Below are 24,925 nucleotides of genomic sequence, written 5' to 3' on the forward strand. Positions count from 1 at the left end.
CGAAGAGTTAAAGCGAAACCCGCTTCCATTTCTGTTCCCGTTCACCCTGGACCGCTCCCCTAAAGGGGAGCTGCGTCAGGAAAGCCTCTTTGGCTGTAAGGAGAACGTGATGTTCCGAGGACTCTCAATCGGCACCAAGATGATCGCCACCTTTGCGATCGTGATCTCCCTCGCCGCCGCCTCCGGCATCTTTTCCATGGTCCGGATCGCCACTCTCAAAGACACCGTCAACCAGACGGTAGCCGCCGACATCCCGAGCATCCACCTGGTGACCGACATCCAGCGGTTGGTGGCCGCCCACAGCCGCGGCGAGCTGGCCTTCCTGGCCGCCGCCGGGGCCGAGGAGAAGGCGCGCTGTCTGAAGGAGAACGGGGAGCTCCTCGCCGAGCTCCGGAAAATGCAGGCCGGCTACGAGAAGATCATGGACACCCCCCGGGAGAAGGTACTCTACGGGGAGTTCCAGGAGGCCTGGCAAAAGTACCTCGACGATTACGGCAAGCTGACCGCAGCGGGCGGTGCCGGCTCCGTCTCCCTGGCCGCCACCAACGAACTCTTCGGCAAGGTCATGGGGATCCTCGACCAGCTCGTTACCTCCAACATCGACCAGTCCCACAAGGAGAGCACCCGGGCCTTCCAGCTCGCCCGCTCGACCTCGCTCGCCATCGTCCTCATCCTCGTCGTCTGTGTCGCCATCGGCATCGCCTTCGTGGTGGCCTTTTCCCGGGCCATGAGCGCGCCCTTGAAACGCCTTTCCGCCGACGCCGAACTGGTGGCCTCGGGCGACCTGGGGGTGGCGGTCCACGTCGGCTCCGACGACGAGATCGGGCACCTCGCCCAGTCCTTCGAGAAGATGGTCAACAACCTCCGCGAGATGATCGGCACCCTGGCCGACTCCTCCTCCCAGGTCTCCCGCTCCTCCGCCGACATGCAGACCAACGCCTCCGCCATGGCCGACGGCGCCGAAATGGTGGCCGGCCAGGCCATCGCGGTGGCCACCGCCGGGGAGGAGATGTCGGCCACCTCGGCGGACATCGCGAGAAGCTGCCTGGTGGCGGCCGAAGGGGCCAAACGTGCCGACCAGGCGGCGGGAGACGGCGCCGAGGTGGTGGAGCGGTCGATCGTGGTGATGAGCCGCATCGCCTCCCAGGTGCAGGCCTCCGCCCGCACGGTCGATAACCTCGGCAAGCGCTCCGACCAGATCGGGGCCATCGTCGGGACCATCGGGGACATCGCCGACCAGACGAACCTCCTCGCCTTGAACGCCGCCATCGAGGCGGCCCGCGCCGGCGAGCAGGGGCGCGGCTTCGCCGTGGTGGCCGACGAGGTGCGGGCCCTGGCCGAGCGGACCACCAAGGCCACCCGCGAGGTGGAAGCGGTCATCATGGCCATCCAGCAGGAGACCAGGAGCGCGGTGGAGGCCATGGAAGAGGGGGTCAACGAGGTGGAGAAGGGGACCGAGGAGGCGACCCGTTCCGGCCAGGCCCTGCGCAGGATCCAGGACGAGATCAACGCCCTCAACCTGCAGGTCCAGCAGATCGCCACCGCCGCCGAGGAGCAGACCGCCACCACCACCGAGATCAGCAACAGCATCCACAGCATCACCGATCTCGCCCAGGGGACCGTCGAGGGGGCGCGCAAGACCTCCGACGCCGCCGGCCACCTCTTGAGGCTCTCCGCCGAGCTCGAGCGCCTGGTGGGGCAGTTCCGGCTGGCCGACTCGGGTAAGATGATCACCTGGAGCCGGAGCTTCAGCGTCGGCGTGAGCAAGATGGACGCCGAGCACCAGCGGCTGATCGACATCATCAACAACCTCTACTCCTCCATGCGGAGCGGGCAGGGGAACGCCGCCATCGGTCGGGTGCTCGACGAACTGGTCGACTACACCAAGACCCACTTCGCCCACGAGGAAAAGATGATGGCCGAGTCGAACTACGCAGGCTTCGACGACCAGAAGCGGGCCCACGAGGCGCTGGTCGCCAAGGTGGTGGAGATCCAGGGGAAATACCATTCCGGGACTGCGCTGGGGCAGGAGGTGATGAGCTTTCTGAAGAACTGGCTGTTGAATCACATCCAGGGGATGGACAAGCAGTACGGCCCGGTGATGAACAAGAGCGGCTACAAGTAGTCAGCGGAAGACGGAGATCCCGACCAGCACCTTGCTCGAGTTCAGCGGCTCGTTGGGCTCGGCGGTGCTGGCGTTGGAGATGTGATGGTAGCGGTACTCGAGGGAGAGGGCGGCCCGGTTTCCCACGAGGTACTGGACCCCGGTTCCCCCTCCGTAGGAGAAATCGAGCCTGCTCCCCATGGTAGGAAGCCCCAGGTCGACGAAGAGGACCCCGCCCCCGGCAAACAGGTAGGGGATGAGCCTCTTCTCCTTGAGCCCCGTGAAGTCCCACTTGGCGAGCAGGTTTCCCCCGGTCATCACCCTCGTGTCCGGGTCCACCGCCAGGTGGAGGGGGATCTCCAGCACGTGTTCGAATTCCCCCCGGTACCACCCCCTCCCCATTTCGCCACTCAGGAAGTAGCCGACCCTCCCGATGAAATCCACCGTCTGCACCTGCGTCCTGGTCGCCCCGAAACCGCGGTGGGTGATCCCGTATCCCAGCTGGCCGCCGAACTCGAAGGTCCCGGGAGGGAAGGGGAGGGCGAGGGGGGCTCCCCCCAGCGCCGGGGAGGCGGTGGCCAGCAAAAGGATCAGGCCGGCTGTCACAAGGTGGGTAACGATCGACATGGGTCCATCCGCTATTGGCAGGAAGAGGGAAGATACTGGATTAATAATAGCAAATCTTTGACGATATCTCCCCCAACACTGTCAAACAACTTAACATCTTGGTATGCTTGTGGTAGTAGGTGATGGGATCTGCTTGATGCCGTTTCGGTAAAGGAGGAGCTAGATCATGACAAAGACAAAGGTTGCCGCGCTCTGCGCCGGCCTGTTCCTGATGAGCGGGTGCACCTTATTCCAGGCGAAGGAACCGCCTGCCCCTCCCGTCCAGCCGAAGAAGATCGCCGTCCCGGTCGGCAAGCACTGGCAGGTGACCGAGGAGCCTCCCGCCCTGACCAACGAACGGACCGAGCAGTCGCTTCCCTTCCAGAAGCCGCAGTCGGTCGAGCCTCCCGGTGCGCCCCCGGTGGCGCCCTCCACCGACAAACGTAAGATCGAGACCCCGCAGTGAGGCAGGCACTCCCCGCTGCCCCGGTCCCGCGATTCCGCCCGGGAGGACGGTGATGCGCAAAGACATCTACCTGAGCGTGGTGGCCGCCTTGGCCACCGTAGCCGCCATTGTGCTCTTCCTGATGCTGGCCGCGCCGGTCGCCAAGCCGTTCGCCTGGGCGGTGATCATCGGCATCTCCACCATGCCGCACTACAACCGGCTGGCGGCCCGGATGCCGCGCCACCCCGGCGGATCGGCCGGCCTCATGGTGCTCATCGTCGCCATCTGTTTCATCCTCCCCGTCGTCGCCCTGGTGGTCAACGCCACCCTCAACGCCGACGAATGGTACCGTGACATCGCCCAAATGGTGTCGACGGTGGCCAAGAGCGGGGCCGCCACCATCAGCGATATCCCGGTGGTGGACCGCCTCCTCGTGCTCGGCAAGAAATTCGGGGTCGAGCTCTCAACGGTCGGCTCCAAGCTCGCGGCGGCCAGCTCGAGCTTCCTGGTCAATCTGGCCACCGAGGCGGCCAAGAACCTCCTCGACCTCTTGGTCACCCTGGTCATCGCCCTCTTCATCCTCTTTTTCGTCTACCGCGACGGGGAGCGGCTGGTCGAGGTCCTGATCGGCAAGCTCGCCTCCGACCGGGAAAAGGCCGAGAGCTACGTCTCCGAGATCCGTTCCATCACCACCGCCGTCACCGTGGGGACCATCTTCACCTGCGCCACCCAGGGGGTCACCGCCGGGATCGGCTACTACGTGGCCGGAGTACCGGCCCCCATCTTCTGCGGCGCGCTGACCGCCATTGCCGCCCTGGTCCCGGTGGTGGGAACCGGGGTGATCTGGGTGCCGGTGACCATCTTCGTCGCCCTCAACGGCTCCTACCTCTCCGCGGTGCTCCTGGCCTTTTGGTGCATGATCTTCGTCGGGCTGGCCGACAACGCCATCCGGCCCTTGGCCATCGGTGCCGCCACCGACATCCCGGTGCTCGCCATCGTGCTCGGGGCCATCTGCGGCGTGGTCACCATGGGGCTTCTCGGGCTGATCCTGGGACCGGTCATCTTCGCCATCCTGATGACCATCTGGTCGCGGGCGGTCTCCGACGTCGAGGGCTCCCCGGAAACCGCTCCCCCGCCGGGGAGCTGACCGCCGTCGCCTTCCCACTTCCCACCTTTCCACCTTTCCACCTTTCCACCTTAACGCTGTCTCAGCATCCCGGCCCGCTGCCCGCATTCTTCGCCGGCGCGACCGGCTCTGTCACTGGCGACCGCCGGCCCGCTTTCCCATCCTTTGAAGCCTTTGCACCATTGTCTCCCGAGCCGTTCCCATTATACGCACTGTCTCTTTTCCAAAAGGTATATACTGTGAATGAATCCAACCAAGACAGAGGTGCGTTATGACACGACGAGCGATTGCCGTGCCGTTGTGTGTTCTGGTAGCGGCAACGGCTCTATCCGGCTGTTTTTTCCCCTATGATGACGGCGGCTACGATCGTGGATACCGCGATGGGTACCACGAACACGACCGGGGCCACGGCGAGTGGCGTGACCACCGGGACCACGAGGGTGAGCGGCGCTGACCCCTCTCGAAGCTTATGGCGCGGAGAGTTGTCATGATCAGGAGGATGATCGCAAAGGCCTTGGCGGCGGCCGCTTCACTTCTGGTTTTCAGCTGGGGCGTCGCTGTCGCGGCGGCCTCCGCCCCGGAGCCACCCGCCTCTACGTCGCTCTACCTTCAAAACGACCGGGGTCCCGCCCTGAGCGCCGGGGGAGGGGAGCGGGCCCTTTTGGCCAGGTATCCCGCCATCAAGGGGAACCTCGAGAAGAACCAGTTCGGCTCCCCGATCTACCTGGAGTCCAAGGAGGGCGATAACAGCGTCCGGGTCGACATGTACGGCATTTTCGACTACCGCTTCGACCAGATCCGGGATGCCGTGGTCTCACCCGCCAACTGGTGCGACATCACCTTTCTCCACGTCAACATCAAGTCCTGCACCAGCGAGAAAGAGGGGGGGCAGTGGTACATCACCCTCTACAGCGGACGCAAGTACTACCAGCCCCCCTCCGACGCCTACCCGCTCAAGCTGAAATTCCGCGTGCTCTCCCTGCAGCCGCGCTACTTCAACCTCTCCCTCACCGCCGACAGCGGCCCCCTGCACACCAAGGACCACCGGATCAAGGTGGAGGCCGCCCCGCTCGAGGAGGGGAAGACCTTCCTCCACTTCAGCTACTCTTACAGCTACGGAACGCTGGCCCGCATGGCGATCAAGACCTACTTCGCCACCATCGCCCGCGACAAGGTAGGCTTCAGCAGCGTGCGGGGCAAAGACGGCGGCCAGGCGCTGGTGACCGGCGTCCGGGGCGCGGTGGAGCGCAACTGCGTCCGCTACTACCTTGCGCTGGAGACCTATATCGACGCCCTAAAACTGCCCGCCGGCCACCGCCTGGAGGCAAGGCTCAACCGCTGGTACGACCTGACGGCGCGATATCCGCGGCAACTCAAGGAGATGGACAAGGCAGAGTACCTTTCGGCCAAGCACCGCGAGCGGGAAAACCAGATCAGGCTTCAGAAGGAGCTGGCGCGCGGCGGGGCAAAAAGCAGGGAGCGTGACGCAAGGAGCGGTGCGGCGGAGCCCGGTTGACCAGGCAGCATAAAAACCCACAGCCGAAACGGGTTCGTCCGGTGGCGTGCCTGCGGCATCGAAGGGAGGGATCCGTTCGGTGACAGGAGGTGGACCATGCGTATCGTTTTATCGGCTCTACTTATGGCATTGACGGCCGGAGGCGTCGCCTCGGCCCAGACATTCAAGGAGGGTGGCCACGAGATCGGCCAGGGGGTGAAGGATCTCGGTAACGGCGGTGCCGGCGAGGTGGGGGAGGGGGTGAAGGATGTCGGCAAGGCGACCGGCCACGCGGTCAAGAAGACCGCCAAGGCCACCGGTCACGCGGTCAAAAAGTCAGCCAAGGCCACCGGCCATGCCGCCAAGAAGGCGGGCAAAAAGACCGGACATGCCTTCGAATCGGCCGGAGAGAAGACCAAAGACGCCGTGAAAGGGGAACCGCAGCAGTAAGTTTCCATAGGCAAGGTCCCTCCCCTTGCTGGGTAGCCGGCAGGTGACGGATGCGACTGTTTCCCATCCCCACCCGCCCCTCCCCTGGAAGGAGGGGGATTTTCCGTTTTCAAGTGGCAGGTTGCCGCCAATTCGCAAGGGGGGGGGAAGCAAGCGGGCGGTGTCAGCCGGGGAGGGTGAAGTAGAAGGTCGCTCCCTGTTCCGGCGCCCCTTCGGCCCAGATCCGCCCGCCGTGGCGTTCGATGATCCGTTTGGCTGCGGTGAGTCCCAGCCCTTTCCCCGGGATCTCGGGGTTTTTGTGCAGGCGCTGGAAGGGATGAAACAGGCGCTCGTACAGCTTCATGTCGAAGCCGATGCCGTTGTCCCTCAGGTAGAAGATCCTTCCCTACTCGTGATCCTCCATCGTCCCGAACTCGATCTCTCCATGCGGGCGCACCGAGGTGAATCGCCATGCGTTCTCCAGCAGGCTTCCGACCGCCGTCTTCAAGGTGATGGCATCGCCCTCCGCGACGAGCCCCGACTGGATCCGGATGGTTACCTCGCGCCCCGGTTCCTGCTGCCGCAGCCCGTCGAGGATCTCCTTCGCCATGGCGCTCAGGTTGAGGGGCATCGGATGCAGTTCGACATGCTGCAGCCGGGAGACCTGCATGAGGGCCTCGATCAGCTCGTCCATCTGCTGCGAGCAGTCGAGGATCTGCTCCAGGTACCCGCTTCCTTCGGCGTCGAGATCGTTGGAGAACCGGTACTTTATCTCTTTGGAGAAACCGCTGATCCGGCGCAGGGGCGCAAATAGTTCGTGGGCGACCGAATAGTTGAACTCCTCCAGTACCTTGTTCACCGCGTCCAGCCGCCTCTCCTGGTCCAAAAGCAACTGTTCGAGCTGTTCGAGCTGGCGGATCTGTTCCCGGCTCTCCCCGGTTTCCCCCGCCTCGCCCCGCAGCATGTTGCGGACCGTTTCCAGTGAGTTGCGGACCTTCTTCATCAGGTCGGCCGGATTCGCCGGCTTGATAACGTTCTCGCACATCGCTTACCCCTTCACGTCACTTACCCTGACCGTACCCCTCCGATGGCACAGGAGAAGTGGCGGTGGTATTTCCTCATTGATATGGCATAGTTGAAGTGCCGAAGTTTTCGGCAGGCCCAAGAATGATTAATGACGGCAAATTCACGTGTAAATGATACAGCAAAGTGCCGGGTTTACATCAATGTTCGATGGCTTTGTCGGCAGGTGGTCGCGGTAATAGCGTCTCGTCCCGGCTGGGGGCGGTGAGGTGATCGGGGGGGAAATGGCGGCTCCGCTGGTGCAGCTGCAAGGGGTGTCGAAGAGTTTTCGGGAGGGGGACCGGGAGCGGGTGGTTTTCCGGGACGCCTCTCTCTCCGTCGCCCGGGGGGAGTGGGTGTTTCTGCTGGGGAGGAGCGGGAGCGGGAAGTCGACCCTCCTCAACCTGGTAAGCGGTATCGACGGCCCCGACCGGGGCGAGGTCCTGGTCGACGGCCTCCCGATCAACCGGCTCTCCGAAAGGGAGCGCACCATCTTTCGCCGAAACCGCATCGGTTTCGTCTTCCAGTTCTACAACCTGATACCGACCCTGACCGTCGAGGAAAACCTCCTCCTCCCGCTGGAGCTGAGCGGGCAGCTGACCCCGCCCCTGAGGAAGCGGGCGCGCGAGCTCCTCGACCAGGTCGCCCTGGCCGACCGGGCCCGCACCTTTCCCGACCGCCTCTCGGGGGGCGAGCAGCAGCGGGTGGCGGTGGCCCGGGCGCTCGTCCACCAACCCCAGCTGGTCCTGGCCGACGAGCCGACCGGCAACCTCGATGCCGAGACCGGCTCCCTCGTGCTCGACCTCTTCAGAAGGCTCGTGCGCGAGGCCGGGATCACCATGATCCTCGTTACCCACTCGAACGAGGTGGCGCGGCTCGCCGACCGGGTGCTGACCATCCGGGAGGGGCGGACCGTGGAGATCGACCGGGTGTCTTCGCCATGATCCTGTGGCTTTCCGGATTACGCAACGTCCTGCGCCACCCGCTGATCACCCTGCTGGCGGTCATCGGGGTCGCCCTTGGGGTGGCGGTCGTCTGCGCCGTCGACCTCGCCAACCAGGCCGCCGAGCGCTCCTTCCTCGGGGCCGCCCGGACCATAGCCGGAAAGGCCACCCACCAGGTGGTCGGCGGCCCGCAAGGCCTCCCCGAGGATCTCTACCGTGACCTCCGGGTGGCGGGGATGATCCCTTCCTCCGCCCCGGTGGTCTCCGGTCCCGTCGTCTTCCCCTCGCGAGGGGGAAGGACCCTGCAGCTGGTGGGGGTCGATCCCTTCGCCGAACCTCCCCTTCGCACCTTCAGTTCCCGCTTTTCCGACAGCTCCGCCCTCACTACGCTTCTCACCCGGCCGGGCGCGATCCTCCTTCTTCCCGCCACCGCCCGGGAATTGGGGCTCAGACCGGGTGACCGGGTGCGGGTCCAGGGGGACGGCGTGCGGGACCTCGCGGTCGCCGGGTATCTCTCGGCCCCGGACGAGATCGGCCGGCTGGCGCTTGCCTCGGTGGCGGTGGCGGATATCGCCACCGCCCAGGAGACCCTCGGCATGGCGGGACGGTTGAGCCGCATCGACCTGGTGATCCCCGAGGGAAAGGGGGGCGAGGCTACCCTGCGGACCATCGCCTCCCGCCTCCCCCCCGAGGCCGCCGTCATTCCCGCCGGCGCCCGGGCGGGAGCGCTCGAGAAGATGACCCGCGCCTTCCGGTTGAACCTGACTGCCCTGAGCCTCCTTGCCCTGGTGGTCGGCATGTTCCTCATCTACAACACCATGACCTTCTCGGTCATCCGGCGGCGGCGCCTGATCGGGATGCTGCGGGCGCTCGGGGTGGGGCGGAGGGAGCTCTTCGTGATGATCTGCGCGGAGGCGCTCTTGATCGGCGCGGTGGGAACCGCCATCGGCCTTTTCGGCGGCAACGCGGTGGGGGCCGGCCTCTCCAGGCTGGTGACCCGCACCATCAACGACCTCTACTTCTCGGTGGAGGTGGGGAGCCTCCCGCTTTTGCCGGCCACCCTGGTGAAATCCGCGGCCCTGGGGGTGCTCGCCACCCTGGCCGCCACCATTCCCGCCGCCCTGGAAGCGACCGGCGCACCTCCCCGCGCGGTGCTTTCCCGCTCCGCGCTCGAATCGCGCCATGCGAGACTTCTGCCGCTGGCCATCGCGGCGGGGATCATCCTGCTCCTTTCCGGCGCCGCCATCCTCTCCCGCGACGGCTGGGGGATACCGGGAGGTTTCGCCGGGCTTTTTGCCGTCATCGTCGGCTACGCGCTGGTGGTTCCCGGCTTCATGGTGCTGATGGCCCGGCTGCTCCGCCCGGCCATGGGGCTTCTTTGGGGGGGCATCGGGAGGATGGCTGCCCGCGGGGTGGCCGTCTCCCTCTCCCGGACCGGGGTGGCCACCTCGGCCCTGGTGGTCGCCGTGGCGGCCGGGATCGGGGTCGGGATCATGGTGGGAGGCTTCCGGCTCACCGTTCAGAGCTGGCTGGAAAGCTGGCTGCAGGCCGATCTCTACGTGAGAAGCGCGGACAACTCCGGTGGCAGGATCCGGCCGCCGCTCGATCCCGGGCTGGTCGAGCGCCTGAAAAAGCTCCCCGGGATCTCCGGCTATGCCATCACCCGGCGGACCCAGGTGGAGGGGGCCGACGGCTTCACCGAGATCATGGCCATCGATCTGCCCCGCTCCACCTTCGTGCATTACCCGTTCAAGCAGGGGAACCCGGAGGCGGCCTGGAGCGGCTTTCTCAACGGGGCAAGCGTGGTGGTCTCCGAACCCTACGCCAACCGGCACCACCTGTCCGTCGGCGGTAAGGTGGCAATCCGCACCCGGCTGGGGCTCAGCTCTTTCCCGATTTCCGGCATCGTTTACGACTACGGCTCGGACACCGGCATCGTCATGATGGGGCGCCCCGCCTACCTCGCCCACTTCGGTGATCCGTCGGTGGACGGCATATCCTTTTACGCGGCACCCGGTGTCCCGACCGCCCGGGTGGCGGAGGCGATCAGGGAAAACGGAGAGGGAAGCCGGATCGCCATCATCTCCAACCGCGAGCTGAAGGAGGCCACCATGACCATCTTCGACCGCACCTTTGCCATCACCGGGGTGCTCAGGGTGGTGATCCTGGTGGTCGCCTTCGTGGGGGTCCTCTCGGCCCTGATGGCCATGCAGGTGGAAAGGGCCCGGGAATTGGCGGTGCTGCGGGCCATCGGCCTCACCCCCGGTCAGCTCTGGGGAGTGGTCTGCGGGGAGACGGCGCTGATCGGTCTCACCGCCGGCCTCCTCTCGCTCCCGCTGGGGATCATCGAAGCCATGATCCTCGTTTTCGTGGTGAACCTCCGCTCCTTCGGGTGGACCATGCAGTTTCACGTCGATCCCGTCTACCTCGGGGAAGCGGTGCTCCTCTCGCTGGCGGCCGCCCTGGTGGCGGGGATCTATCCCTCGGCGCGCATCGCCGGCACCTCGCCCGCCCTTGCCCTCAAGGAGGATGAATAGCCATGCGAAGGATCCTCCTCCTCACGCTGCTGTCACTGGCGGTTCTCCTCTCCCTTTTCGAGGTAAGGCGGCAGGGGAGGGGGGGGCGCCGGGAAGCTCCTGCGGCGCTCTCGGTCGCCAAGGTGCTCGGCGGGGCCCCGGCGGCAGGGTTTTCCCGTGCCCTCACCCCGCGCACCTTCACCTTCCCGGCCGACCACGGCCCGCACCCCGGTTTTCGAAACGAGTGGTGGTACTTTACCGGCAACCTCCGGAGCCCGGACGGGCACCGCTTCGGCTACCAGCTGACCTTCTTCCGGGTGGCGCTCACCCCGGGCCGGGAGGAGCGTGCCTCCCGCTGGGGGACCAGCGAGGTCTACATGGCGCATTTCGCGGTCACCGACGTGGGGGACCGGCGGTTTCGCTTCGCCGAAAGGTTCAGCAGGGAGGCCCTCGGTCTGGCGGGGGCGGGGGGCGAGCCACTCACCGTCTGGCTGGAGAACTGGTCGGCCCGCGAGACCGCCCCCTCGCCATGGAGCATGAAGCTAACCGCCGCCGACCAGGAAATGTCCGTCGACCTCGATCTTACCAGCCTGACCGCCCCCATCCTCAACGGTGAGGGTGGGCTCAGCCGCAAGAGCTCCACGCCCGGGAACGCTTCCTACTACTACAGCATGCCCCGCATGAAGACTACCGGGACCCTCCGGTCCGGAACCCGCAGCTACCCGGTGAGGGGCCTGAGCTGGCTGGACCGGGAATGGAGCACCAGCGCGCTCGAGGCCAACCAGGTCGGGTGGGACTGGCTGGCCCTTCAACTGGCCGATGGCCGCGACCTGATGTTCTACCGGATGAGAAGGGGGGACGGCTCCGCCGATCCCTCATCGAGCGGAACGCTGGTGGGGCGCGACGGAAGGGTCCTTCATCTGGAGCGCGACCAGGTCGGGATGGAGGTCCTTACCTGGTGGAACTCTCCGCGTGGCAGCCGCTATCCATCCAGGTGGAGGATCACCGTTCCCTCGCAGGGGATCGATCTGGAGGTGATCCCCCGTCTGGCCGATCAGGAACTGGCAAACAGTTTCCGCTATTGGGAGGGGGCGGTCGAGGCACGCTCTGCCAACGGCACCGAGATTGGATCGGGTTACCTGGAGATGACAGGATACTGACAGAGCGGTGGCTGGAAACAAAACATACGGTATACTTTCCCTGTTTGCCTCGAGTTGTTGCCTTTTTGACCTAAGTCAAAGAACTAAACCGGTCTTCTTGGTATCGTTGCGCGCGTTGTGACGTGCTGGCATTGCTATGCGCTCTTCCTTTGTCACCGCCGGTGGCAACAGTGTTGAACATAAAAAACAAGGGGGTACAACATGAAGGTGAAGTACGCAAAGCTTTGTGCGGTAGTGGCAATGGCCGCGGCCACCGCGATCTGGTCCGGTTGCACACAGAACAAGGTGGAGCCTATGAAGGCCGCCGAGATTCCCGATGGCTCCGTCGATCCCGCCGAATGGGGGAAGGTGTACCCGGCCCAGTACAAGCTTTGGAAGGCAACCGAGGAGGAGACTCCGGCCGGCAAGAGCAAGTACAAGAAAGGGTCCGACGTCGGCTCCGGCCATCCCGACAAGCTTGACGAGTACCCGTTCCTCGCCCTGCTCTACAACGGCTGGGGCTTCGGCTCGGAATACCACGAGCCGCGCGGGCACTACTACATGATCCAGGACCAGCTGGAAGTCGATCCTGGCCGCGTGAAAGCCGGCGGCTCCTGCCTGACCTGCAAGACCCCGTACGCTCCGATGCTCGCCAAAGAGATGGGGAGGGCATACTTCGCCAACCCGTACAAGGAAGTACTCGCCAAGCTTCCCAAGGACCAGCAGACTCTCGGCGTTTCCTGCATCGACTGCCACGACAACCGTTCCATGTCGCTCAAGATTTCCCGCGGCTTTACCCTCGGCAAGGCCCTGGACGCCATGGGTGTCGACAAGTCCAAGCTCACCAAACAGGATATGCGGAACCTGGTCTGCGCCCAGTGCCACGTCACTTACAGCGTCACGAAGGACAAGGAGATGCACTCCACCGACGTGGTCTTCCCGTGGCACGGGAGTAAAATGGGCAACATCACCATCGAGAACATCATCAAGGATCTCAAGAGCCATCCGGCCACCGGCGAGTGGGTCCAGAGCGTGACCGGCTTCAAGCTCTCCTTCATCCGTCATCCCGAATACGAGCTCTACTCCAACGGGAGCCCGCACTGGATGAACGGCGTCACCTGCGCCGATTGCCACATGCCGCAGACCACCGTGAACGGCCAGAAGGTCTCCGACCACCACATCATGAGCCCCTTGAAGAACGACCTGGTGGCCTGCGCAGCCTGCCACGAGGAGAAGCCTGAGGCGCTCCGCGCGAAGATCTTCGACATCCAGGATCGCACTATGACCGTCTACCTGCGCGACGGTTATGCCACCGCCACCGATGCCAAGCTCTTCGAGATGGCCAACAAGGCCGAGAAGGCTGGCGCCAAGATCGACAAGGCACTCTACGCCCAGGCCCGCGAGGATTACGAGCAGGCGTTCTACCGGGTGATCTTCATCGGCGCCGAGAACTCCACCGGCTTCCACAACCCGAAAGAGACCATGCGTGTCTTGACCGACGCCGGCATGTACGCAGCCAACGCCGACGCCAAGCTCCGCAAGCTGCTGGCCCAGGCCGGGGTGACCGTCCCGGAGAAGGTGGACCTGGAACTCTCCAAGTACACCAACAACCGCGGCTCCAAAAAGCTCATGTTCAAGCCGGAGCATGAGATCAAGTCTCCCGAAGTTCAGTAACCGGTAACGAAGGAAGAGGGCGAAGCAAGACGCTTCGCCCTCTTTTTTTGAGCTTCCCTTCCGAGTCCCCTCCCTTCTGTTTACACCGCTGTCAATTCCTCATAAAGATTGCCTTTGACTTGTTTTCCTGGAAAGGTTATAGATCGTTCCAGTTGCAGCCTGATGCTAATGTCGTGATATAATTGATGACTTTGGTCGTTGCCTTGACGCATTGACTGTCCATTGTAGACTTTTGCCTATGCTTGCCAAAAACAATGAGCGGGGGGGAAAGTATGGACAGAAGAGAGTTTCTCGTAAGTGCAGTCGCAGGTACCATCGCCGCAGGGTTAGCCGCCACCGCTTCGGCGGACGGTTTTTACCCGCAGCCCGTCGACCAGTCCCTGTTCAGGAACATCAACCGGGTGAAGGATCCCGCCAAGAAGACCCCGCTTGAGATGTCCCACGCTCCGTTCATCAAGGCGCCGGCGTCGGTGAAGGCAGGGGAGCCGTTCGAGGTGACGGTGCAGGTCGGGGAGAAGATGCACGGCATGGCGGAGGTGCATTGGATCGAGTACATTGCGCTCTCCTTTGGTAACGCCCCCGCCGGCCGTCTCGCGCTGGAGCCCAAGGGGTACATGCTCCCTCACGCGACCTTCCTGGTGACCATCCCGAAGGAGGCAGCACCCAAGGGGGTGATGACCCTGGTGGCGGAGCAGCGCTGCAATCTGCACGGCTTATGGGAGTCGACGCTGGACATCAAGGTGGTTTAGGCAGGGCGGATCGGCCACTGACGTACTTCGTGCAACAATAATTCTCCCCTGGTAGGATGCTGCCAGGGGATTTCATTACCGACGGTGGAACAGATCAGGAGGCCGCATTGGAAAAGAAAGAATGGACACTTCCCCAGCTTCTGCAGCTCTCCGACGCCTATTGGGCGACCTGCACCCTGCACGCTGGCGTCAAGCTCGATGTCTTTACCCCGCTTGCCGCGGCTCCCGGCCTGGCAGCCGATCTGGCCGGCCATCTCGGCTGCAGCGAACGCGGAATGGGAATGCTCCTCGACGCCCTGGCTGCCCTGGGGCTTCTCGACAAGAAGGATCATCTCTACTCGGCGACCGCCTTCACCGCCAAGTACCTCTCCAAGAGATCGCCCGACTACATGGGGCACATCATCATGCATCACCACCACCTGGTTGCCGGGTGGGGGCAGCTCGACCAGGCGGTCAAGAGCGGGAACCCGGTCCGCCAGCGCTCCTCGCACGAAAACGAGATGGAGTCCAGGGAAAGCTTCCTGATGGGAATGTTTAACCTGGCCATGCAGATCGCCCCGAGGATCGTGCCGCAGATCGATCTCTCCGGCCGGCGCCGTCTCCTCGACCTGGGAGGCGGGCCCGGCACCTACGCCATCCACTTCTGCCTCCAGAATCCGGAGCTCACCGCGGTCATCTGCGACCTTCCCACCACCCGCGAGTTCGCCGAGAAGACGGTCGCCAAATTCAATCTCTCCGAAAGGATCAGGTTCGAAGCCGGCGACTTCGAGGTTCAGGAGCTTCCCCAAGGGTTCGATACCGCCTGGCTCTCGCACATCCTGCACGGAGTCGGTCCCGAGACCTGCGTGGAGATTCTAAAGAAGACCATGCGCGCCCTCGATCCCGGCGGGATGATCATGGTGCAGGAGTTCATCCTGGACAACGACAAGGACTCCCCGCTCTTCCCGGCGCTCTTTTCGCTCAACATGCTGGTGGGGACTCCCGAAGGGCAGTCCTACAGCGAGGAGGAACTCCTCGACATGCTGAAGGCCGCCGGGGCGAAAGACGTGCGCCGCATCCCGCTGGATCTCCCCAACGGCGCCGGCGTCGTGGCCGGCATCGTGTAACTACCCCCCGTTTAATTTAGCTTCTCCCCGAACCTTCGTAGGGTGGGCAGCCCTCTGCCCACCAATCCCTTCCCGGTACATACGTCAAAGCTCGCCCCCTCGCAATTCTCCCTGGATACCTGACCCGGCCGCTGCTGTATAATTAATGTGAAGGCAACCTTCACCACGGGGAGGATATCCAATGCATTCCCGGACAACTCATTTCGGCTCCAGGAGTTTTCATTTCCACACCGGTCATCTCGACAACCAGCAATCCGTCCCCTCTGCCAGGCGCAGCACCGCGCTCGTACTTCCGCTCATCGTGGCCGCCGCCTCGGTCTTCTCATTGCTGCTACTGCTTGCCTCCGGCCTTGGCACCCGGCTCGACATCTGGCAATTCCGCGCCGGCTTAACGCTGGTTCGGTTTTCAGCCTACGCCGGACTTGCCACTGCGTTGCTTGCCGTCCTGATCGGGGTGCTGGCAATCAGGAGGCGGTATTGGCTTGGAATCGCCGTCTCCCTTGCCGCGCTGATCTGTGCCGGAGTCGCCTTCGGCATCCCTTATTCCTGGAAGGTGCAAGCCATGCGATACCCACGCATACACGACATAACCACCGATGTCGATAATCCCCCAAAGTTCGTGGCGGTGTTGCCGCTTCGCAAGGTCTCCGCTGACTACCCCGGCACCTCCGTGGCGATGCAGCAGATAAAGGCCTATCCCGACCTGAAGACGCTGATAATGCCGGAGCCCCAGGATCAGGCCTTCCAAGCCGCCCTGAATGCCGCCAAGGACATGGGGTGGGAGATTGTAGCGGCGGTGCCGGAAGAGGGGAGAATCGAAGCCATCGCCACCACCTTCTGGTTCGGTTTCAAAGATGACGTAGTTGTCCGCGTCGTGCCGGCCGGCAACCGGTCGCTCATCGACGTCCGTTCCACCTCCCGCGTCGGGATCAGCGATCTCGGTACCAACGCGAAGAGGATACGCGCCTTCCTCGCCAAGCTGCAGCCGCAGCGCTGAAGTGGGACAGGGCCGGCACGTTAGAGGTCCTGTCCATCCCCGCTTTATCCTGAAAAACAGTCATCCCAATCTATTTGATTGTTCGCCTTTGACAAAAATACAAGATATCTCTATATTGTTCTAATCTTTTCTCGGCGCTCGGGCCGGGCTATTGAATCTGGGGCATCATGCGCTCCTCCTTTGTGGTCAAAGGGGTATGCGGGACAGTCGAGCCTGTAAAACGAAGAGCGGAAATTTCATGGCGTATAGAGCACCTCGGCTTAGGTTCACGCTGGTACACAAACTGGTTGCCAGTTACTCCGCCATGGTTGTGTTCACCACGGCAGCCTTGATATTCGCCATTCTCGGCCTGTTCTCCCTGAACCAGACTGCGCGCGAAATAGCCCACAACAATCTCGTGTTCATCGATTCCCTCAACAAAATGAGGGGCTCGATCGTGGCCCAGGAGAGGTCAGCCGGAAAATATTCCATTTTAAAGGAAAATGAGTTCCTTACCCTGTTTCGGCGGCGCCAGGGAGAATTCAAGGATCTCCTCAAGACGATCGAAAAGACTCATCCCGAAGACAGTCTTGTCCTGGAGAGGATGTACGCTGACTTCGTAAAGAAGTCGGCACCGGTGGTCGCGGGGAAGACTACCGATATTGTTCCGGTGCAGGAGGCCTCCAACACGATCATCGCCTGCCTCGACCGCCTCTACAGCCGGGAACAGGGAGTACTGGCACGTAAGGTCCAATCCGCCGATCGCGAGGAAAGCTCCACCGTAAAATGGACCGTGGTCCTGGCCCTTAGCGGCTTTATCCTGGCCATCGGCGTGGCCGCTTATTCGGTTGTGAAGATTGCTTCCGCTATCACCAAGCTGAAAAAGGCCACCCACCGGATCGCCGACGGGGAATTCGATTTCGATCCGGAGATCCCACCCGGTGACGAGATTGGGGAGCTGGCTATGGATTTCACCGGGATGGCTGCCCGGCTCAAGGTTTTGGAACAGATCAGCCTCGACGCCAGCCCGCTTACCCGCCTGCCGGGTAACATCGCCATCGAGCGGGCATTGTGCAGGCGGTTGGCGGACGGAAACCCCTTTGCCGTTTATTATGCCGATCTCGACAATTTCAAAGCGTTCAACGACCGTTACGGCTGTATCCAGGCCAGCGCAGTAATCAAGATGTCGGCAGAGGTTATCGAACAAGCCGTCCGGGCCATCGCCGATGCCGACGCCTTTGTTGGGCACGTGGGTGGCGATGACTTCGTCGTCGTGGCCGACTGTGAACCGGCCGAGCCTCTTTGCAGGAAAATCATCGCCGATTTCGAAAGCGAGATCGTGAAGTACTATTCGGCAGAGGATCTGGCTCGCGGTGCTATCGAAGGGCTCGACCGCTATGGCGTAGAAAGAGTCTTTCCTATCATGACCATATCCATTGCCATTATTGAATGCGGGGACGGTGACTACAGTTCGGCAATGGATATTGCCAAGGCCGCGGCGGAAATTAAAGATCACGTGAAGGTCTTCGAGGGGAGCAATTACATGTTCAACGGTCGCATGGTGGCGCGATGAACAGGTTTGTCTTTCTCATTCTGCTGATTTCCATTATGAGTGGGTGTGCCACCTTGCCGCATGGTCGCCAGGAAAAGGATTCCAGCAAACAACTGTCGGCGGCCGTTCAGGAACTGGCGCTGGGGAGGCAGGATGCTGCGGTCACTATGCTGGAGAAAGTTGTCGCTGAACCGGGGAGTAAAGGGGTAACCGACGAGGCGTTGTTCCGATTGAGCATACTGACGCTTGGGCCGGGCGAAAAGCGCAGGACAGCCTCAATCCGTTATCTCGAACGGTTACGCCGTGAATACCCGGCCAGCAAGTGGACCGAGCAAGCAAGGCCGCTTCTCGATTATCTGAAGGGGGTGTCGGACCTTGCCAAGCAAAACCAGAATCTCAAGACCCACAACCTTTCCCTCTCCAAAGAGAACAAGGAACTCCATCGAAACATCAACCGTTTGAAGAACCTCGATCTGCAGACGGAACACAAAACCGAGTGAGCCGCGACTGCCATAAGGTCTGACAAGGGTTCGTTCGGTTCCTCGGCGGCGTGCTGCAACTGCGTCCCGTGCGAGAGCTGTGGATGCTGCAGCTACGATAGTCGCGGATGTGACAGCGGTGCCTGCGGTCGCGGCGGCGGTGCCTGCTGCGGCGGTGTCGATTGCTGCCGGCCGAAGGACGGCGATTTTGGCGTGCCTTAGGAACGGTTGGTCGCGCCTTAGGGACGGTTGGTCGCGCGTCGATACCGGTTGGTTTTTGTCTCTGGTAACACCGCAGTTTGACGACGCTTTTGCCGTTAATGAACGCGACGAAGTTGGCGCAACACGGTGCGGTTCCGGCGGAAGCCGGGGCGGATACGCTCGAACACTCTGCCGACCTGGTGGAAAAGGTCGCCTTGCCGACCGGATGCGGTACTGATTGCCCCCCCGGCCCGGCAGAGAAAACGTGTGCCGCTACCATCGGCAACAATCGTCTGCCAATAATTTAGGCTCGAATGAGAAGCTAACCGGCAACGCCTCATTGAATCTCCCCGTATACGCCGATTCCCGCCTCACGCACTCTCTTCTGGTTTTACCTCAAACTCCTTTATTCCCGCCGCTTACCCCTCCCTTCCCGACTGCTGGCACACCTTCTGCTAACCCTGATGTCGATTGCCACGTGTGCGGCAGTCGATGGACGCGAGTCAAAGGCGACTTGCCGGAACTTCGGTCGGAAGGATAGGAACGGGGAGAGGCACCTGACGGAGCCGCTCTCTGGAGAAGGGAGGCGGGTATGAAGAATTTGTCGAAACGGTCGGTATTCATCGGCGACACCACCCTGCGCGACGGCGAGCAGACCGCCGGGGTGGTCTTCAGTGCCAAGGAGAAGATAACCATCGCGAGACAGCTGGACGCCATGGGGGTGCATGAGCTCGAGTGCGGCATCCCGGCCATGGGGAGGGAGGAGAGAAGCACCATCCGCGCTCTGGTCGATCTCGGCCTGAACGCGCGTCTCATCACCTGGAACCGGGCGCTGATCCCCGACATCGAGGCGAGCATCTCCTGCGGCATCAAGGCGGTGGATCTCTCTCTCAGCGTCTCGGACATCATGATCGAGAACAAGATCAACAAGAGCCGTGAATGGGTGAAGAAGCAGCTGAGAGAGTCCCTCGCCTTTGCCAAGGACCACGATCTCTATGTCTGCGTCGGCGGCGAGGATGCCAGCCGCGCCGACCTCGGCTTCCTGGCCGAGCTCATGACCATCGCCCGCGACAACGGGGCCAACCGCTTCCGTTTCTGCGACACCCTCGGGATCCTCGATCCCTTCACCATGTTCGAGAAAGTTCACACCCTGACCGCCGCGGTCCCCGGCATCGACCTTGAGGTGCACACCCACAACGACCTCGGGCTCGCCACCGCCAACGCGCTGGCCGGGGTGAGGGGAGGGGCCTCCTACATCAGCACCACCGTCAACGGCTTGGGCGAACGGGCGGGTAACGCTGCTCTGGAAGAGGTGGTGATGTCGCTCAAGGTCGCCTGCGGCATCGACGTCGGGATCGACACCCGGAGGCTTTCCGCGGTCTCCAGGCTGGTCGGGCTGGCCTCCAACCGCGAGGTGCCGGCCTGGAAGGCGGTGGTCGGCGAACGGGTCTTCTCCCACGAGTCCGGGCTCCACACCGACGGTGTTCTCAAGAACCCGGCTAACTACGAAGGATTTCCGCCGGAGGAGGTTGGCCTGACCAGGCACATCGTGGCTGGCAAGCATTCCGGAACCAACGGCATCGTGGAAAGCTACCGGCAGATCGGGATCCCGCTCTCCAGGGAGGAGGCTCGGCTGTTGATTGCCAAGGTCCGCAGCACCGCTCAGAAGATCAAGGGACCGCTCGATCCGGGGGAGCTGAGAAGGCTCCATGCATCGCTCTCGCTGGCGGCGGCTTGAGAAGGAAAGCAACAAATCAACCCTCGCCCCTTTAGGGGGTGCCCGAAGGGGGGGTGAGGGAGATTCTAAAGGGGCGAGGGGAGAGGACCGGAAGGAAAACGAGGGTGCTCATTAAGTGACTAATCTTTAGGCAGCTGCCCCGGGCAGCACTGGACAGAGCGGGAACCAAAGCAGGAAATGATGGAATAACGGCAGGTTAGATGTTGGCACGGTACCTGCTATATGTAAAACAAAACCGAATCGAACACGCCGCTGTGTTCAACCGTACGAAAGATCGGCAAAGGCGCCCACCGTAAGCAATAACGGAGCGCCTTTTTTATTAGGGCCTCGAAAATCAAAAACAGCCCTGAACCTCTCCGGATTTGGAAGAGACTATGTCAGGCGGCGGGTTCGTTGGAGTGGCCAAGGGAGGCTGCCGAACGGTCCGGTCCGAAGCGGAGCCAAAAGGTCGGCGGGGCAAGAAAAGGAGAAGGAACATGAGACAGATCGCAATCTACGGCAAAGGCGGCATCGGGAAATCCACCACCACCCAGAACACGGTCGCGGGCCTCGCCTCGCTCGGCAAGAAGGTCATGATCGTCGGCTGCGACCCGAAGGCCGACTCCACCCGCCTCATCCTGCACGCCAAGGCCCAGGCCACCGTCATGGACCTGGTCCGCGACCTGGGCACCGTTGAGGACCTCGAGCTGGGCGACGTCCTCAAGGTCGGCTACGGCGACGTGAAGTGCGTGGAGTCCGGCGGGCCGGAGCCGGGTGTCGGCTGCGCAGGCCGCGGCGTCATCACCGCCATCAACTTCCTGGAGGAGAACGGCGCCTACACCCCCGACCTCGACTTCGTCTTCTACGACGTCCTCGGCGACGTCGTCTGCGGCGGGTTCGCCATGCCGATCCGCGAGAACAAGGCGGAAGAGATCTACATCGTCTGCTCCGGCGAGATGATGGCCATGTACGCCGCCAACAACATCGCCAAAGGTATCCTCAAGTACGCCGCCACCGGCAAGGTCCGCCTGGGCGGCCTGATCTGCAACTCCCGCAACACCGACCGCGAGGCCGATCTGATCGAGGCACTGGCCGCCAAGCTGGGCACCCAGATGATCCACTTCGTTCCCCGCGACAACCAGGTTCAGAGGGCTGAGCTCCGCAGGATGACCGTCATCGAGTACTCCCCCGAGCACAAGCAGGCCGAGGAGTACCGCACCCTGGCCCGCAAGATCTCCGAAAACAAGATGCTGGTGGTTCCCAACCCGCTCACCATGGACGAGCTCGAAGAGCTGCTGATGGAGTTCGGCATCATGGAAGCCGACGACGAGTCGATCGTGGGTGTGGCCGAGGCCGCCGCGAAGTAGCCGAAAGTCCCCCTTGTCAAAGGGGGATTCAGGGGGATTTGCTTTGATCAGGAAAAGGCAAATCCCCCCCGGCCCCCCTTAACAAGGGTGGGGGAGATGAGGTGAAAACCGTCTCTTGTCCGGCCCTCAACCACTACATCAAATGAGCTGGGCTATCGCCTGCTGTATCAAGGATATCCTGTGACAGCAAACGCGGTGCCCTTACCCAAAGGAGCTTTTTATGTCCCACGAGATCAAGACTGTTGATGGCATCACTAAAGAGTCGACTCAGGAGATGATCGACAAGGTTCTCGAGGCCTATCCCGAGAAAGGAAAGAAAAAGCGCGCGCCGCACCTGGCGCCCAACGACCAGGCTTCCGGTTCCGCCTGCGTCAAGTCCAACAAGAAGACCGTCCCCGGCGTCATGTCCGCCCGCGGTTGCGCCTACGCAGGCGCCAAAGGGGTCGTCTGGGGCCCGATCCGCGACATGGTGCACGTCTCCCACGGCCCGGTCGGCTGCGGGTGGTACTCCTGGGGTACCCGTCGTAACCTGGTCTCCGGCATCAACGGGGTCAACCAGTTCGCCATGCAGTTCACCTCCGACTTCCAGGAAAAAGACGTCGTCTACGGCGGCGACAAGAAGCTCAACACCCTTTTGCACGAGGCCAAAGAGCTCTTCCCGCTCGCCAAGGGGATCTCGGTTCTTTCCGAGTGCCCGGTCGGCCTGATCGGCGACGACATCAACGCCACCGCCAAGGCTGCCAGCAAGGAGCTGGATCTCCCGATCATTCCCTGCAACTGCGAGGGCTTCCGCGGTGTTTCCCAGTCGCTCGGTCACCACATCTCCAACGACACCATCCGCGACTACATCATCGAGACCCGCGAGTTCCCCGATCCAATCGGCCCCTACGACATCGCCCTGATCGGCGAGTACAACATCGGCGGCGACGCCTGGTCCACCAAGCCCCTCCTCGAGGAGTGCGGCTTCAACGTCAAGGCGGTCTGGACCGGCGACGGCGAGATGGAGAAGATCGCCGCCACCCACCAGGTGAAGCTCAACGTGATCCACTGCTACCGCTCCATGAACTACATGTGCAAGGTGATGGAAGAGAAGTACGGTATCCCCTGGATCGAGCTGAACTTCTTCGGCCCGACCAAGATCAAGGAGAGCCTGAGGAAACTGGCCGAGCTCTTCGACGACTCCATCAAGGAGAAGGTCGAGGCGGTCATCGCCAAGTACGACCCGGTCTGCCAGGCGATCATCGAGGAGGTCAAGCCCCGTCTGGAAGGGAAGAAGGTCATGCTCTACGTCGGCGGTCTGCGTCCCCGCCACACCATCAACGCCTACGAGGATCTCGGCATGGTCTGCGTCGGTTCCGGTTACGAGTTCGCCCACACCGATGACTACGACCGCACCGCCCCCGAGATGCCGGAGGCCACCGTGGTGTACGACGACGCCTCCGAGTTCGAGATGGAACAGTTCGCCCACGTGCTGAAACCCGACCTCATCGGCTCCGGCATCAAGGAGAAGTACCTGTTCCAGAAGATGGGGATCCCGTTCCGCCAGATGCACAGCTGGGATTACTCCGGGCCCTACCACGGCTACAAGGGGTTCCCGATCTTCGCCCGCGACATCGACATGGCGGTCAACAGCCCGACCTGGAACCTGGTGAAGGCCCCGTTCTAAGGGATGCTGAACAACTAACCTGGTGGTGTGACGGATGAGTCTCCCACCGAAGGAGATATACCATGGCAAACAATCTTGGATTAGCAGTGAAGCCGGTTACCGAGATCCCGGAAGAGGAGGTCAAAAGGGTAGCCGAATGGATCAATAGCGAGGATTACAAAGAGAAGAACTTTGCGCGCACCGCGCTGACCATCAACCCCGCCCACGCCTGCCAGCCGCTGGGGGCCGAACTGGCCGCCCACGGCTTCGAAGGGAGCCTGCCCTTCGTGCACGGCTCCCAAGGGTGCGCTTCCTACTATCGCTCGACCTTGAACCGCCACTTCCGCGAGCCGGCGCCGGCGGTTTCCGATGCCATGACCGAGGACGGGGCGGTGTTCGGCGGCCAGAACAACCTGCACGAGGGGCTCGAGAACGCCTACACCCTCTACAAACCGAAGATGATATCGGTCTTCACCTCCTGCATGCCCGAGATCATCGGGGACGACCTGACCGCCTTCATCAAAAACGCCCGCGCCAAAGGGGTGGTGCCCAAGGATTTCCCGGTCCCGTTCGCCAACACACCGAGCTTCAACGGCTCCCACGTGCACGGCTACGACGCGATGCTCCTCTCCATCATGCAGACCCTGACCGCCGGCAAGCAGGTGGATGGGCGCTGCACCGGAAAGCTGAACCTGCTTCCCGGCTTCGACGCCAACACCGGCAACTACTGGGAATACAAACGGATCCTGGGAGAGTTCGGGATCCCCTACACCGTGCTGGCCGACATCTCGGACGTTTTCGACTCCCCCAACGACGGCACCTACCGCCCTTATCCCGGTGGCACCAAGCTCGACGAGGCCGCCGATTCCATCAACGGCAAGGTTACCATGGCGCTGGGGACCTACTCCTCGGCCAAGACCTTCGCGTGGATCAAGGACAATTACTCCGGCAAGCACGTTTCCCTGCCGCTGCCGTTTGGCATCGCCAAGACCGACGCCCTCTTGCTGAAACTGTCCGAGCTGTTCGAAAAGCCGGTTCCCGAATCGCTCAAGGCGGAACGCGGCCGCGCGGTCGACCTCATGACCGACGCCCACCAGTACATCCACGGCAAGAAATTCGCCGTCTATGGCGATCCCGACTACCTGCTGGGCTACGTCTCCTTCCTCTTGGAGATGGGGGCCAAGCCGGTGCACATCCTCTGCTCCAAGGGGACCAAGAAGCTTGAGAAGGAACTTAACGCTCTCCTCGAAGCCTCCCCGTTCGGCAAGGACTGCACCGTCTACATCAACAAGGACCTCTGGCACCTCCGCAGCCTGGTGATGACCAGCCCGGTGGATGCCGTCATCGGCGACACCCACGGCAAGTTCCTCGCCCACGACGCCAAGATCCCGCTGTTCCGCTTCGGCTTCCCGATCTTCGACCGGGTGAACCTGCACCGGGTGCCGCTGGTCGGCTACCAGGGGGTGATCAACATGGTCTCCACCATCTGCAACAAGTTCATCGACGTCGTCGACGAGACCTGCGACGACCAGCATTTCGAGATGATGAGGTAGCCCGTCCCCCCTTGCCGCAAGGGACAGTAAAGCCCTCTCC

At 62.7% G+C, this 24,925-nt stretch carries 21 protein-coding genes; 18 read left to right on the top strand and 3 right to left on the bottom strand.

The annotated features are described in order from the left end of the window. The first annotated feature begins 109 nt into the window (after nucleotides 1–109). On the top strand, nucleotides 110–2,125 hold the full coding sequence (locus ACYVL5_RS04685) for a bacteriohemerythrin (RefSeq protein ID WP_460594396.1): 2,016 nt from the start codon (nucleotides 110–112) through the stop codon (nucleotides 2,123–2,125). Here the strand turns inward: ACYVL5_RS04685 and ACYVL5_RS04690 are convergent, their stop codons facing one another. After that, nucleotides 2,126–2,731, bottom strand: coding sequence for an acyloxyacyl hydrolase (locus tag ACYVL5_RS04690; protein WP_460594397.1), 606 nt, complete (start codon nucleotides 2,729–2,731; stop codon nucleotides 2,126–2,128). It lies immediately after the preceding gene. A 166-nt stretch (nucleotides 2,732–2,897) separates the two neighbouring features. On the opposite strand from ACYVL5_RS04690, the gene ACYVL5_RS04695 reads away from it, so the two are divergent. The 4 genes from ACYVL5_RS04695 to ACYVL5_RS04710 all read left to right on the top strand — a co-directional run bounded on the left by ACYVL5_RS04695 (nucleotide 2,898) and on the right by ACYVL5_RS04710 (nucleotide 6,226). Then, a complete protein-coding gene (locus tag ACYVL5_RS04695; protein ID WP_460594398.1) occupies nucleotides 2,898–3,176 on the top strand; it encodes a hypothetical protein in 279 nt (92 codons plus the stop codon). Nucleotides 3,177–3,228: 52 nt separating this feature from the next. Beyond that, nucleotides 3,229–4,302: an AI-2E family transporter gene (locus ACYVL5_RS04700; RefSeq protein ID WP_460594399.1), complete on the top strand. Its 1,074-nt coding sequence runs from the start codon at nucleotides 3,229–3,231 to the stop codon at nucleotides 4,300–4,302. Nucleotides 4,303–4,768: 466 nt separating this feature from the next. Continuing rightward, nucleotides 4,769–5,797, top strand: coding sequence for a hypothetical protein (locus ACYVL5_RS04705; RefSeq protein WP_460594400.1), 1,029 nt, complete (start codon nucleotides 4,769–4,771; stop codon nucleotides 5,795–5,797). A gap of 96 nt (nucleotides 5,798–5,893) precedes the next feature. Further along, nucleotides 5,894–6,226: a hypothetical protein gene (locus tag ACYVL5_RS04710; RefSeq protein WP_460594401.1), complete on the top strand. Its 333-nt coding sequence runs from the start codon at nucleotides 5,894–5,896 to the stop codon at nucleotides 6,224–6,226. Between the two features lie 163 nt (nucleotides 6,227–6,389). Here ACYVL5_RS04710 and ACYVL5_RS04715 read toward each other — a convergent pair whose 3' ends face one another. Next, on the bottom strand, nucleotides 6,390–6,605 hold the full coding sequence (locus ACYVL5_RS04715) for a sensor histidine kinase (RefSeq protein ID WP_460594457.1): 216 nt from the start codon (nucleotides 6,603–6,605) through the stop codon (nucleotides 6,390–6,392). A gap of 6 nt (nucleotides 6,606–6,611) precedes the next feature. Further along, entirely contained in the window at nucleotides 6,612–7,250 is a 639-nt protein-coding gene (locus ACYVL5_RS04720; RefSeq protein WP_460594402.1) for a sensor histidine kinase, read from the bottom strand. Nucleotides 7,251–7,512: 262 nt separating this feature from the next. Between ACYVL5_RS04720 and ACYVL5_RS04725 the strand changes: the two genes are divergently transcribed. The 13 genes from ACYVL5_RS04725 to nifK all read left to right on the top strand — a co-directional run bounded on the left by ACYVL5_RS04725 (nucleotide 7,513) and on the right by nifK (nucleotide 24,885). Further along, nucleotides 7,513–8,211 carry an ABC transporter ATP-binding protein gene (locus tag ACYVL5_RS04725; RefSeq protein ID WP_460594403.1) on the top strand — a complete coding sequence of 233 codons (699 nt, stop codon included), beginning with the start codon at nucleotides 7,513–7,515 and terminating at the stop codon, nucleotides 8,209–8,211. Continuing rightward, nucleotides 8,208–10,748: an ABC transporter permease family protein gene (locus tag ACYVL5_RS04730; RefSeq protein ID WP_460594404.1), complete on the top strand. Its 2,541-nt coding sequence runs from the start codon at nucleotides 8,208–8,210 to the stop codon at nucleotides 10,746–10,748. Before ACYVL5_RS04725 ends, ACYVL5_RS04730 begins: the two co-directional genes overlap by 4 nt. Before the next feature lie 2 nt (nucleotides 10,749–10,750). Beyond that, nucleotides 10,751–11,887, top strand: coding sequence for a lipocalin-like domain-containing protein (locus tag ACYVL5_RS04735; RefSeq protein WP_460594405.1), 1,137 nt, complete (start codon nucleotides 10,751–10,753; stop codon nucleotides 11,885–11,887). A 201-nt stretch (nucleotides 11,888–12,088) separates the two neighbouring features. Then, the gene (locus tag ACYVL5_RS04740) at nucleotides 12,089–13,540 is read left to right on the top strand and encodes an ammonia-forming cytochrome c nitrite reductase subunit c552 (protein ID WP_460594406.1); all 1,452 of its coding nucleotides are present in this window, start codon (nucleotides 12,089–12,091) and stop codon (nucleotides 13,538–13,540) included. A 272-nt stretch (nucleotides 13,541–13,812) separates the two neighbouring features. Next, nucleotides 13,813–14,289 carry a desulfoferrodoxin family protein gene (locus tag ACYVL5_RS04745; RefSeq protein WP_460594407.1) on the top strand — a complete coding sequence of 159 codons (477 nt, stop codon included), beginning with the start codon at nucleotides 13,813–13,815 and terminating at the stop codon, nucleotides 14,287–14,289. Between the two features lie 107 nt (nucleotides 14,290–14,396). Continuing rightward, a complete protein-coding gene (locus tag ACYVL5_RS04750; RefSeq protein ID WP_460594408.1) occupies nucleotides 14,397–15,395 on the top strand; it encodes a class I SAM-dependent methyltransferase in 999 nt (332 codons plus the stop codon). Nucleotides 15,396–15,576: 181 nt separating this feature from the next. Next, nucleotides 15,577–16,392 (top strand): DUF1499 domain-containing protein, encoded by an 816-nt coding sequence (locus tag ACYVL5_RS04755; protein WP_460594409.1) that lies wholly within the window; start codon nucleotides 15,577–15,579, stop codon nucleotides 16,390–16,392. A gap of 238 nt (nucleotides 16,393–16,630) precedes the next feature. Then, on the top strand, nucleotides 16,631–17,944 hold the full coding sequence (locus ACYVL5_RS04760; protein ID WP_460594410.1) for a diguanylate cyclase domain-containing protein: 1,314 nt from the start codon (nucleotides 16,631–16,633) through the stop codon (nucleotides 17,942–17,944). Beyond that, nucleotides 17,941–18,423, top strand: a complete 483-nt coding sequence (locus ACYVL5_RS04765) for an outer membrane protein assembly factor BamD (RefSeq protein WP_460594411.1) — start codon at nucleotides 17,941–17,943, stop codon at nucleotides 18,421–18,423. Before ACYVL5_RS04760 ends, ACYVL5_RS04765 begins: the two co-directional genes overlap by 4 nt. A gap of 772 nt (nucleotides 18,424–19,195) precedes the next feature. Then, the gene (nifV, locus tag ACYVL5_RS04770) at nucleotides 19,196–20,341 is read left to right on the top strand and encodes a homocitrate synthase family protein (RefSeq protein ID WP_460594412.1); all 1,146 of its coding nucleotides are present in this window, start codon (nucleotides 19,196–19,198) and stop codon (nucleotides 20,339–20,341) included. Nucleotides 20,342–20,817: 476 nt separating this feature from the next. Next, nucleotides 20,818–21,687, top strand: a complete 870-nt coding sequence (gene nifH, locus ACYVL5_RS04775) for a nitrogenase iron protein (protein WP_460594413.1) — start codon at nucleotides 20,818–20,820, stop codon at nucleotides 21,685–21,687. Between the two features lie 220 nt (nucleotides 21,688–21,907). Continuing rightward, nucleotides 21,908–23,353 (top strand): nitrogenase molybdenum-iron protein alpha chain, encoded by a 1,446-nt coding sequence (nifD, locus tag ACYVL5_RS04780; RefSeq protein WP_460594414.1) that lies wholly within the window; start codon nucleotides 21,908–21,910, stop codon nucleotides 23,351–23,353. Nucleotides 23,354–23,415: 62 nt separating this feature from the next. Next, a complete protein-coding gene (gene nifK / locus ACYVL5_RS04785) occupies nucleotides 23,416–24,885 on the top strand; it encodes a nitrogenase molybdenum-iron protein subunit beta (RefSeq protein WP_460594415.1) in 1,470 nt (489 codons plus the stop codon). Nucleotides 24,886–24,925: the final 40 nt, after the last annotated feature.

The sequence above is a fragment of the Geomonas sp. Red276 genome (assembly GCF_054784495.1).